The sequence below is a fragment of the Paenibacillus sp. FSL R5-0470 genome (assembly GCF_037975205.1).
GTDB lineage: Bacteria > Bacillota > Bacilli > Paenibacillales > Paenibacillaceae > Paenibacillus_AQ.
In genome coordinates this window covers 2,152,747-2,165,980 of sequence record NZ_CP150238.1, presented here as the reverse complement: position 1 = coordinate 2,165,980, position 13,234 = coordinate 2,152,747, and the positions used below count along the sequence as shown (strand labels likewise).

Sequence of the window (13,234 nt, the reverse complement as noted above, 5' to 3'; positions counted from 1 at the left end):
TCCTTAACCCTCCTATAATTAACCTTTCAACGCACCTGCTGTTAACCCACCCGTAATTTGACGTTGATACAACACATACATCACAATGACGGGAATCATAGAAATGGAAAGACCCGCAAACAATGGCCCCCATTCCGTTCTGTACTGCATTTCCCCTTGCATAATGGCTATTCCGACAGGAATGGTGTATTTCGCTGGATCGTTGATCAATACCGTGGCCATGATGTACTCATTCCACACGGTTAAAGCATTCATAATTCCTACTGTGATTAATCCTGGCTTCGATAATGGCAACATGATCTTGAAGAAAACGCCGTATAGTGAAGATCCATCAATTGTTGCGGCTTCTTCAAGCTCACGGGGAAGTGCCTTGAAAAATCCAACCAGAAAGAAGATACCGAATGGAAGGATGCCAATCGTTCCGACAGAATAAACAAGCGTGAGCCCTACTAAGGAGTTGGACAAATTCATATCTCCGAGAAGAAAGAACAACGGTATCAATCCGAGTGTGGTTGGAATCATCATTGAAGCAACGTATACAAAATAAAACAGGCCTCTAGATTTAAAGGTAAACCGAGCTAATATATACGCTGTTGTAGCAGCCATAATAAGCGATAACAGTGTACTAGCCACGGTTACTATAATGGAGTTCAGGAAGTAATCGCCAAAGTTTGCTCTGCTCCACACATTTGAATAGTTTTCAAAACGAAAAATAGATGGGAAATCCCACGGTTTCCCGAGCATAACCTGCTGATTATCCTTTAAGGATGTCAGGAATGTCCAAAGAACAGGATATAAGACTACCAAGCTCCACAAGATGAGGAAAAATCGAACTGCAATTTTTGATATCAGCAGAAGTGGTTTTTTGGCGGGATTATCGTTCAAAGTATTTTCCTCCTTACATTTCAATGGACTCTCGGTGAAGAATGCGCTGCAAAATTAGAGTAGTGATTAAAGATAACAGTAAGATCAGCACCCCGATGGTTGCCCCGTAGCTTAAATGGAACTGTTTGAAGCCCATCTGATACAAATAATAACCGAGCACTTGTGTCTGATTATCCGGGCCACCATCCGTCATCAGCTTAACGATAATAAAGGAGCCGTTCAGTGTTGTGATTACGATGTGAATGATAGAGGTTTTGAATTGCTCCCAAATCAGGGGTAAAGTAATTCGAGTAAACTGTTGCCATTGCCCCGCACCGTCAATACTGGCTGCTTCATATAGCGAGGAAGGAATACCTAGAATAGAAGCGATAATGAGCAGCATATAGAATCCGATACCAGCCCATACACTAGGAGGAAGAAGTGACCACATTGCGAGGTTTGAATCACCTAACCAGTTCGTTTCCACTGGTTTTCCTGTAAATAACGAGATGAATGCATTCAGGAATCCAAGACGGGGATTGTATATAAAACTCCACAATACACCGATAACGGCTACGGAAATGATATTCGGAAAGAAAAACACCACTCGGTAAAAACCGTATTCTTTCAATTTCAAACGGGTCAATGATACTGCGAAAAACGTTGCAAATAACATGATTAAGATGACCTTCCAAAAAATCAAGAAATAATCATTCGAAATGGCTTTTGGTATGATCTCATCCGAGAATAATTGTCTATAATTATCAATACCGATAAAATTCATCGATTCGGAACCGCCTGACCAATCGAAGAAGCTTAAGTACAAGCCTCGAAACAACGGATAAATAGTGAATAAACAAAAGATAGCAAACGTAGGCAGCAAGAAACTCGCAATAAACAAATTACGTTTCCACAATTTATTGTTCTTCATGGGCGTAAGCCATCCTCCCCTTAAATTTGAAAGAACAATCAGAGGCACGTATGTCCTCTGATTGTTTAGAAAGAAGAGTCATGAATTTACTTCCGGATTTTGGCTGCCGCCTTCTCCATACGGTCCATCCATTCTTCTGGTGTAATGGAACCTTGCAGCAATGCAATGGTTGCATCATTCTCAGCCTGCTCAATGTCCGCGGCCAATTTAAATACAGGAGCAACGATCGTGTCACTACCGTTGAAATATTTCATTGCCGTTTTAACAACATCACTTGCGCCTGAAGATTCCAGATCTGCCTTGACGTTCATCAAAGCGCCAGTCAGCTCAGCCCAACGAACTGCGGCTTGTTTCGTAAAGATAAATTCAATAAATGCTTTTGCTGCATCTGGATTTTTAGCCTTCTTTGCAATTGCAATGTTACTAGTGTAAGGAATAGCCACAAATTTACCGCCTGGCTTTTGCATAACGGAAGGAATGAATCCAAATTTGAAGCCTTCTGGAACATCTTTTTTCATTTCATTTTCGAGCCACAAGCCATTAGGAATCATTGCATCTTTATGCTGTAAGAAGAGCATTTGGGAGTCTGTATGACTCATACCGAACGATGCGTTATCGAAATACCCTTTGTCCCTCATATCAACGATCTTTTTCAAGGTATTCGCTACAGCATCATTTTTGAAAGAACCTTCTTTTGCTGCTTCTTGATCCTTCAAGATTTGCGGATTGTCTCCATTCTCAGATACAAAACCTGTATTTAAGAGACCTCCCACGATGTAGTATGGGTATTTACCGGTATGGATGTAAGGATATACGCCATCCGCTTTGATTTTTTCACTTGTGGCGAGGAAGCTATCCCAATCTTTCGGAACATCCCATCCCTTTTCAGTAAACAGGGTTTCATCATAGAAGGTTCCCCATGATCCGAATACGAGTGGAATCGTATAGTTTTTGCCACTGTAGTCTTGTGGAGGTGCGATCAAGTTGCTCGTAAGCTGCTCGCCGTCCACATTTTTCGCATCTTTAACCCAATCTGTAATATCCATCAATTGGTCGTCGAGCACCATTTGCGTTTCGTTCGAGCCTGCTCCATCGATGTATACAACATCTGGCGGATTACCTTGGATCCAGCGGGGCTTCATTTGCTCGTTGATTTGTGAACCTGCGGATTCTTTAATGTTGACATCTGGGTACTTCTTCTTGAATTCACCAATGACTTCTTTCCACCAACCGTCTCCATAACCACCGACAAAGTATTGGATTTCGAGGTCTCCCGCTACTTTCGGCTCTTCAGGCTTGGGCTCGTCTGTCTTCGCTGGCTCAGTCTGCGTCGCAGCTGTTGTTTTCTCGGGAGCTGGAGCTTCAGCCCCATTTGTCCCCCCGCCACATCCTGCCAGAGACAATACAATGGACATCATAACTAGACTTAATGCCGCTTTCTTTTTACCCTTGCTTTTCATTGGCTATCCCCCTCGAATAAACTTGCTCGACTTCTCTAAGCACTTGATTTTACAATTCTGACTGTAATTCCATTAACACTTTTCCATTATATAGGCTATAAAAACGTAACCACATGATCTCTTTTGATGTGGAGTTGATACTTTTTGTCCTATAGAACCTTTTTTTTCAAGCATTAATGCCTTCTGCGTCCTTATAAGGATGGTAAGCGTTAATGCGAGAAATATAAGGATAATGTATAGCGTGAATCTTATATATTCTTATATTTTTACAAAAGAAGGACACCTGAGTAAAAACTCAGGTGTCCTTCTCTCAATTCAATATTTTTTGAGCAATTGCTGCTAAATCCATAATGTCGATCTTTCCGTCATTATTAAGATCTGCACGCTTAGCCGTCTGCCAATCTACACTGTTCTGATCTTTACCATAGTGCGAAGCTGCAATCGCCAAGTCACCGATGCTCACTTTACCATCCTCATTTAAGTCTCCGGATTTTATCGGCGGCTGCTCATCTGCCTTAATCTCGACTTCGATATTTGAAAGATCGGCTTCTGTCTCCAGTCCATTCGCGTCACCAAATACAGCACTGCTTACCTTTATGCTCGCTAACTCAGACTTCGTCACTGGCTTTGCTTTGAAGTTTAGTTCAAGCACCTTGGCATCACCGGTTAAACCAGTTCCCGTACTAGCCGTGATTAGGCGAATGGTTCCGATTGGATCATTCTTTGATTCTAACACCTGTATCCCATCGTTCATCGATTCGCCCGAGATGTACTCTAGAAGATTCTCGTCGTACTTCAATCGAATGTCTTGCGCATAGGTCGCATCCGTGACATTGCTAACGCCCATGTCAACTGTAAAGGTCAGACCTTGATTTATCGACTTAGGTCCACTTAAAGTTATCGCAGTAGGTTCATTCCGTTCAACAGGAACATATTCGAAAGCATCAATCATCGCAATGGTATTCGAAGAGGCGTTGTTCTTCGCCCCTTTCACGACAATCTTAATTGTATGTTCCCCTTTGGAGAGATCGGATTGTTGGAATAATACCTGCTGCTTCATCGTCGATGGACCATATCCATCAACACCCTCAGCGATTAGCCCTCCATCGAGATACACATCGAAATGTCCGTGGTTTGCCTGCAAAGCGCTGATAAATTTAATTGATGTTCCTGTAAACGTGAACGACGCTGAAGCTCCTTGCTGATTACTATAGCTTTCTCTGCCCTTGTAATCGCCTGCGTCACTGTAAGGACTCCACGTTCCGGTATATACAATCGACGGATCTTTATCATCTACTTTTATTGGAAGCACTGGTGGCTTTACACTGGATACAATCTTATATTGCTGTCCTTTCACTGTTGGGAATTCAATCAAGTTCCCATTCACCGTGAAGTTGATGGATTCCCCGCTTCCTGCGCGAACGACCTTGAATTTATTGGATTGGACAAATCCAGGGTATTTAACAGAAGCCTTATTACCCTGCTTAGAAGTAAGCAAGGCTTCTTTCAAGATCGTACCTTCCCAGCGCATATCCACTTCAAATCCGCCTCTTGCCACAAGTCCTTTAACGTTTCCGGTAGCCCATGCATCTGGTAAAGCAGCTAATAAATCGATACTTCCAGTTTGGCTTTGTAGAAGCATTTCTGCGATTCCTGAAGTTGCTCCGAAGTTACCGTCAATTTGGAACGGTGGATGTGTATCGAACAAATTGTCGAGCGTGCTGCCTCTAAGCTGCTCACCTAACAGTTTATGTGCACGGTTACCATCAAGCAGACGTGCCCATAAATTGATCTTATTCGCTTTACTCCACCCCGTTCCACCATCGCCACGAGAATTCAAGGTGACTCTTGCTGCTGCAAATAACTCCGGATTATTCACTTCATTAATAAGCGTACCTGGATACAAGCCGATCAGATGCGAGATATGGCGGTGCTGATCTGTTGGACTATCGATATCATTCTTCCACTCCTGCACCTGCCCCCAGCTTCCGACCTGCGGCATCCATAGCTTGCTTCGTTTCTCCATGACCTCGTTACGCAGCTGTTCATCCACACCCAATATTTCACTAGCCTTGATGAACTGTGTGAACAACTCCCAGACTAATTCCTGATCATAAGACACACCGACGGATATATCCCCTTGCTCTGGAGAGTAGGAAGGAGATGATACTAGACTTCCGTCTGAATCTTCGACCAGGTATTTAATCCAGAATTGTGTTGTTTCCTTGATAATGTCATACACTTGGCCTCTTAAAAGATCTTTATCTCCACTAAAAGCATAGTGATCCCACACCTGCTGCACCATGAAGGCGTTAGCAGCCGGTGACCAGCCCCAATAAAAATCAGAGCCTGGCGCAGTATAACCAAATGGGTTGTTGACGGTATGAATCGCCCAGCCTTCCCCTTCAATTCCATGATGTCTTTGGGCTGTTTCCCTACCCGGCTCGCGCAGGGAATCAATATAATCAATGTACGGAATATCGGTTTCCGCTAAGTTAACAACCTCGGAAGGCCAATAATTCATCTGCACATTGATATTCGTATGATAGTCACTGTTCCATGGTGGATTATTTACTTGGTTCCATACCCCTTGTAGGTTAGCAGGCAGTGAGCCTTCCCGGGAGGATGCGATAAGCAAATAACGACCATATTGGAAAAATAATGCCTCCAAGCTTCTTTTCTCTCCGTCACTAGCATTCGTTTTATAACCATTCAAAAGCTCATTCGTAGGAAGATTTGTAGCAACCCCACCAAGTTCAAGTGAGACTCTATCGAACAGTTCCTTATAATCTGTCAAATGGGATGCACGCAACTGATTGAATGATTTAGCGGATGCTGCGTTTAGGTTCGCTTCTACAATTTCTTTTGGCGTCTTATCACTCTTATACGTAGGATAATTATTGGCATAATCTGTTGCAGCGGTCATCAGGATCGTGACAACACTCGCACCGTTCACAGTAAGTTTCCCATCCTTCGCTGTTACAGTTCCTCCTTCATGCTGTACTTGAAGCTGCGCTTCGTATGCCATTCTATTACTGGGTACCTTTCCACTTAGCGTCAGTTTATTTCCTTCCCCCTTCACCGTATTGGACGGCTGAGCTCCAGTAAGGCGAACATCGAAGGTCATCGGCTGGTGCTCATCCGTTGTCAGTCTCAACACCATGACCTTATCCGGATAACTGATGAAATACTCACGCTTGAATTTTACATTGCCCGAAGTATAGGACACTCTTGCCATGGCATCATTAAGATTCAATTCACGCCGATAATCAGAGTACGTCTGAGCACCGCTATTCCCCGATGCGCTTGTCATCTCCATCTCGGACAATTGAATTTTCGTACCACCCTTGCTTACAAGATCGAATTCATAGAATTTATAAGCTGTAGCATTGGAAAAAGTATATGATTTCTTCTGTTTGCGGCTTGCAAACTCTTCATTGGATCTATTATCTAGCGGGGTCCACTGCTGCCCGTCATTCGAGCCTTTCAGCGTCCAGCTCTTCGGATCCCGATCAGGCACATCATTCCCTGAAGTGAACGAATAGCCGGTAATTACCTTAGCCTCTTCATATGCCCACTGCACCCAAAAAGGTGGTGCTCCATCACCTGAATACCATTTCGTATTTATCGAACCATCGGTTAAATTGGAAATAGGCTCGCCGTATTGTGGATTATCCGAGCTCGCTGTTACCGTATACGCTGACTGACGGTTAAAATCTAAGAACACGTCACCAAATGCTTGATACGCTCCGAAAGAACTATCACCAGCACCCATAACACCAGTAATCTTCCCTACAAGAGCCTTAGCTTCATTAATTTTCCCTTCTTTTAGAAGCTGTCTTATGGTCTCAACATGTTGCTGAGCACCGTCTTTAATACCATATTGGTAATTTGAATCTGCTCCAGGCCCACCGCTCCACAGTGTCTTTTCATTAAATTGAATTCGCTCCTGCTCAACACCACCAAATACCATGCCACCCATATAACCATTTCCGATAGGGAGCGCCTGCGTCTCCCAGTTCGTGGCCGGTGCTTGATACCATAATGACAAATCCTTATCTGCCGTAGGCGCAGTTTCAGCTGCCGACTGAACATCTGCATACACTTTTGGACCCAAAACACCATTAGACGGAAGTATGCTGATAAGTAGCTGCGAGCAAGCGATCCATACAGATAGTAGAATTGCAGCCTTTCTGACTAATCTACTTTTACCGATTGGCATGCGTTGATCCCCTCTCATAATAACAACCACTGATTGTAAAAATGAGGCAACCTACTACTCCACAATCTTTTTCGCAAGTGCAGCAAGATCAGTAATATCTATTTTGCCGTCCTTGTTCAGATCTGCGTGCATAATCTTACTCCAATCTGGACTGGAGGAATCCTTACCGTAATGCGCGGCCATGATACCTAAATCGCCGATACTCACTTTGCCGTCGCCGTTAAGATCTCCAGGTAATCCTGTATTTACTGTGATCTGAATGGTTAAGGATGCCGGTTGGAGCACGGATTCTTTCCCTTGACTGTCACTTATTATCGCTTGAGTAAGCCGGATAACTCCCTCTGTGTTTTGTATTACATCTGCTGCTTTGAAACCAAGTTCAACAATTTCAGCATCGCTAGTAATCGGATACTGACTACCCAAACTTGCCAAGAGAACCCTTAGCTTACCGGGAGTACTTGTAGATGGTTCATTGATAATAATTACGCCTTCCTGCAAAGAGCGAATTGAATCTGGAAGGTATTCCATGACAGCCGGATCAAATTCAAAGGTAATGTCCTGTGCATACACATCACTGGAGACACTGGTGATCCCATACTTCACGGTAAAAGACTCCCCCGGCGCAACAACCTTCTTACTCCCTACTAAAGTAGCTGAAGGCATAGGATCAGATGCATCTGCGTTCACTACAGGATTCGTAAAAGATACACAGCTTAAAACCACGGCGATAATGGTCATCATTACCGCCTTTTTGTACCATCGACTACTGTTCAAATTCTTCTCACCTTCATCTTTTAAATTTTGTTCAGGATGTTAGCGTGTGTTATTGAGTTACGATTTGTTTCGCTAATTGAGCAAGATCTGTAATATCGATCTTACCGTCACCATTCATATCCGCACGCTTCGCTTGCTGCCAATCAGGACTTGATGAGTCTTTGCCGTAGTGTGCAGCAACGATACCCAGGTCACCAATGCTGACTTTTCCGTCGCCGTTAAGATCGCCTGATATTCCTGTTTGTTCTGGTTTCACTTTTACAGAGATTGTAGCTGGAGCAGTTGCGGTCTCTGCTCCGTCTTCATCACCTAGCAGTACCTCTGACACGCTGATATTAACGGTAACCGTCTCAGATACTTCTTTTGCCTGGAATGTCAGTTCGGCAATTTGTTGATTTCCGCTTAATCCGTATTCCGCACCTTCACTCGCCATAATCAAACGAAGCTTTCCAGGTGTTTTAATTGTCTCTTCAACAATCGCAACACCTTGGATCAGTGATTTAGCGGACACATAATCCATGCGGTCAGCATCGTACTGAATGGTGATGTCCTGTGCAAATACCTTCCCGGAGATATTGTTCACATCATACCGGACAACAAAAGGCTTGCCGGAAGTAACGGATGCATCAGCACTCAATACGGCTTGCACTTGAGCCGTTTCCTGCTGCACTTGATACACTGTTATCTCGGCTGCGGATGCGAATTCACCCACGCCTTTTACAGCTTCCAGCTTAATGTGAGTCGCTTCCACCGGAGCGAAATTCACTTCCTTGAGCTGTTTGCTTCGCAGCCAGTTCCCGCTTGTCATGAGCGTGTAATTCACACCATCGGTGCTTGTGTACACGTTGTAAGCAGTAATTGTGCCATTGCCTTCATCCGGCCGAGGTAAGTATCCTAGCTTGCTGATGGTATACTTTCCGCCCAGATTCACCATTATTGATTGCGGAAGTGGATCAACGTTAAACCACTTCGTATGCCAATGTGTATCCGGATCGCCGTCCAATGCCAAATTCGGATCGTTTTCGCCTGCTTCATAGCTCGTAGCTTCTGCACTCATTTGACTTTGCGGAATTTCGGTTAGATTGCTCTGCCCAGTAACCGTCACCACACTTGTTGCTGTAAATCCGCCTTCTTCCGTCGTCGCGGTAATCGATGTCGTACCCTGCCCTTTTGGCGTGACCATTCCCTTACTGTCTACGCTAGCAACACCAGGATCGCTGCTTACCCACTTAACTGTCTTATTACCGGCATTCTCAGGCTCAATGCTCGCTTTCAATTGAAGCGGTGCGTCCAACGCCTTAAGTGAGAGTGTCTCACGGTCAAGCTTTATGCCAGTAACCTTCTGTCCGTCTTCCAGCGGGATGCCGAACAGTTTGAATTCACGAATAGCAGCCTTTGATTGAGCATCAGGCAGTCCGGTGATCGTAATTCTAGCGAATCTACCCTGGCTTCCAAATGTATCCTGAATGGTGCCAGTTTCCTGATTATTCGTTCGATTCGTTACTGTAATCCAATTGGAGTTCGCGGTTTCCCGAACTTCAATTTTGTACTGATAAGCCTTGTTACTGTGTTCAAAAGAAACTTCGGAGGATTTAATGGAATGCATCATACCGAGATCAACCGTCCAGCTATGGCTATTGTTCTTATCCGCTGCTGACCAGAATGTGTCCACATTCCCATCATTAGCGAGGCCAGCCGAATGCGCTTGATCCGCACTGTCCGCTGTAGCAGGTTTACCTTCAGAAATCAATCGAACTTCAGGTGCTGCCTTCGGTGCCTCATAGACATCGACCTCCGAAGCCGAGGCGAACCCTCCAAGTGCAACAGCTGCTTCAAGCTTCATATAGCGGGCGGAAACACTATCGAAAAGGATGTATTTTTTCAAGTTGTTTCTGAGCCATGTACCACTGGATACCTTCGTATATAATTCTCCATCCGTGCTGACGTAAAGGTTGTATGAGGTAATGGTTCCGTTCCCAGCATCCAGACGTGGTGCATACCGGAATTGGCTAACATTGCGAACCTTACCTAAATCGAGAATGATGGATTGCGGGAGCTTATCGGATCCATCCCATTTCGTATGCCATGCGGAATTCCGGTCCCCATCAATCGCTTTAGCTGCTTCCGCACCAGGCTGAAAGCTTTTCGCTGAGGCTGTCATCTCATTTTTAGGTATCACTGTCGGTGAAGGCTGTGATAGATCACGATACAGATTGATCTCTGCAGCAGATACGACACCCCCAACAGCTTCTGTCGCTTCAAGTTTCACAAAAACAGCTTCAACTGTATCAAAATTCACCGTCATCTCTAGTTTGTCATCATTCCATTGTCCACTGCTTACGAGCGTATAGTTGGTTCCATCCATACTCGTATACAGCTTGTAACCTGTAATTGTGCCATCTTTGCCACCGTACTGTCTTGGCAAGTATTTCAGTTTATTCACATACTGTTTAATCCCCAGGTCTAAAGTGATGCTCTGCTTACTTCCAGCATTTGCTGAAGAAAGCCATATCGATTCATAGCTGCCATCCAGCACATTAGCTGCCGGCGTATCCGAAGCCGCATTCGTTGCAGTTGCAATCATATCTTCCTGCGGAATACGACTTGGGTCTGTGTCCACCTGAGGCAGCTCAATTTTGACAGCATCTACTAGTGGAGTCGTATCTGCTGTATAGCCTGCGACTTTCACAATAAATTCCTTATCAGTGGATATGGATGGTGTTTTAATGTACAGGATGCCGCCTTTATCTTGCTTAGCATAGTACCAGCCACTTGTTGCTCCATCCCATGCTGCTTTGGACTGCAATTCAGGATAGGATGTTCCATCTACAGAAACAGCCTCCGGGTGATCTGGCATATGGATTGTAAACTGATTCTTACGTGACTCCAATTTGCTTTTATAGTCACCTACGCTTGCTCCAACCTTGATAATCAAGTCTCCACTCCCTTGCTCAGGAGCGATGGAGGTTATTAATGTTTTGGCAAATTTGCCTGTACGATGCTCCTTCGATATACCATCATCTTCATACATCGTAAAGCTTGACGATTTATAAGGATAAATATCATAAGTAATTGGATCAGGAGGAACCTGACCGTCGTATAACGATTCAGGATACATCGGGATGATAGCCCCGCCCTTTACTAGAAGCGGCAAGCGATCCAGTGGAGCATTGTATTCGTCTAACATTTTTGAACCGTAATGTTCTTCTCCTGTCCAGTAATCGATCCATTTTCCTTTCGGAAGATATATTCCGTTTCGCATAGTCGTGTCGGTATATACTGGCGCAACCAGAAACGATTCCCCAGACATGAATTGATACTGTGTTAAAGTTCCTTTGGAGTTCGGATCATTCGGATAAGAATAGATCATTCCCCGCATGATCGGAGCCCCGGACTCGTAAGACTCATTGAGATAGGTATACAAGTATGGTGTCAATTGCTGTCTTAGCTTCAATGCATCCCTGTTATAGCTCGTATAAGGTTCTCCCCATACCCAAGGCTGCTTATCTTTGGCTGCCCAACCAGACATGTTCATCAGGATTGGAGTGAAGATCTTCCACTGTAAGTCTCGAACGTAGGTTTTAGCGCTTCCTCCGAAAATCCCATCAATATCTCCGGTTGAGTACGGCATACCAGATAGCCCTGCTCCGATCATCGACGGGATATGGAATCGAATGTATTCCCAGTTGCCCGACTGATCTCCGGACCAGACGGTAGAATATCGCTGGGTACCTGCCCAACCACCAACGGACCAGACATAACCTCTGTCATCAGAGTTATCTTCAATTCCTGTAAACGCCTGTTTGCTGGCGCCCAGGGCGAAATCGTATCCAGGTCCCACCCAGGCAACGTCGAGTTTAGCGAGCCTTGTACCCTCTACGCCAACTTCTTGCGCAATTTTATCAACACCATTTTGAGTCCATAGTCCGGTATAGAAACCTTCCTTATGTAGTTCGTCAACGGTGTTGCCTAGATCCGTATAACCGCAACCATATCCGTCATTCGGCAAAATCCAGGCTCCAGGCATATCATTTTCCCGATACTTTTTAGCAATAAGGTTAACGACATCGGAGGTCTTTTCTGGATCTCTGTTGTAACAATCCGCATCACCAAGTCCCATACCCCAACGAGGAATCAAGGATGGTTTACCTGTAAGATCTGTATAAGCGTTCAAAATATCTTTCATTGTCTCACCGTAGAAATAATAAGCATCAAACCGATTTTCGTTATGCGTCAACTTGACGATCGAATCAAAATCATAAGTACCGCTTTGAAAAGTGTTTCGAAGCACTCCGTATCCTGCAGTACTCGAGTAGAATGGCGCTGGATTCGAAACCGTGCCGCTTCCCCAATCCCCATAGTTGTTAGCGATAGTAATTTTGCGATCACGATGATTGAAGAATCCATTCTGCATACCGCCACCGTAGAAATATTCATCCTCACCCCGGATAAGCTGTTGTGAGGTTGACTGTCCGTTATAGTTCAAGCTAGCAGATTCTTCCCACACCACCGTTTGGTTGTCACTTTTGTACATGGCGAACTTTAACGGATTTTTGTAGGCTCTCAGCACGAATTTTCCTGTTTCCATCTTGTAATACGTACCTTCATCAGACCACTTTACGTTAACAGGTCCGAAATCATCCTTGATGACGATTGGCTCGATCGGCTTTTCCACGCTTTTTCCTGACAATTCCTTGAATTGCCCGTTCACACCAAGCCAAATCCGGAACATATCCTCCCGCTGAAAAATCACTTTAATCTTGTCAGAGCCTGACGTAATCTCAAACGTGTTATTATCTTTCTTTACGAAGTCAGAAATGTTACCAATGGAAGCACCATGGGCGGTTTCCGGGCGAATCATGAGCCCTGTAACCATAAGGATCATCAATGCCAGCATCCACATACCAAAGCGATTATAAATTGATCTCAATCCATTCCCTCCATTCAAATGAAGCGGCAAGACAGGATACAGCCTCCACTGTA

Annotated in this window: 6 protein-coding genes; all 6 read right to left on the bottom strand. The window is 44.5% G+C overall.

From position 1 onward, the window contains the following. Nucleotides 1-18 precede the first annotated feature (18 nt). Nucleotides 19-885: a carbohydrate ABC transporter permease gene (locus MKY99_RS09245; RefSeq protein ID WP_339246646.1), complete on the bottom strand. Its 867-nt coding sequence runs from the start codon at nt 883-885 to the stop codon at nt 19-21. Between the two features lie 13 nt (nt 886-898). Continuing rightward, complete coding sequence (locus MKY99_RS09240; protein ID WP_042186594.1) at nt 899-1,795, bottom strand: sugar ABC transporter permease; 897 nt, start codon at nt 1,793-1,795, stop codon at nt 899-901. 86 nt (nt 1,796-1,881) lie between these two features. Next, nucleotides 1,882-3,255, bottom strand: coding sequence for an extracellular solute-binding protein (locus MKY99_RS09235; RefSeq protein WP_339270038.1), 1,374 nt, complete (start codon nt 3,253-3,255; stop codon nt 1,882-1,884). 310 nt (nt 3,256-3,565) lie between these two features. After that, a complete protein-coding gene (locus MKY99_RS09230) occupies nt 3,566-7,477 on the bottom strand; it encodes a glycoside hydrolase N-terminal domain-containing protein (protein ID WP_339270035.1) in 3,912 nt (1,303 codons plus the stop codon). Nucleotides 7,478-7,531: 54 nt separating this feature from the next. Beyond that, entirely contained in the window at nt 7,532-8,251 is a 720-nt protein-coding gene (locus MKY99_RS09225; protein ID WP_339270033.1) for a cohesin domain-containing protein, read from the bottom strand. Between the two features lie 49 nt (nt 8,252-8,300). Beyond that, entirely contained in the window at nt 8,301-13,181 is a 4,881-nt protein-coding gene (locus MKY99_RS09220; protein ID WP_339270031.1) for a discoidin domain-containing protein, read from the bottom strand. Nucleotides 13,182-13,234 lie beyond the last annotated feature (53 nt).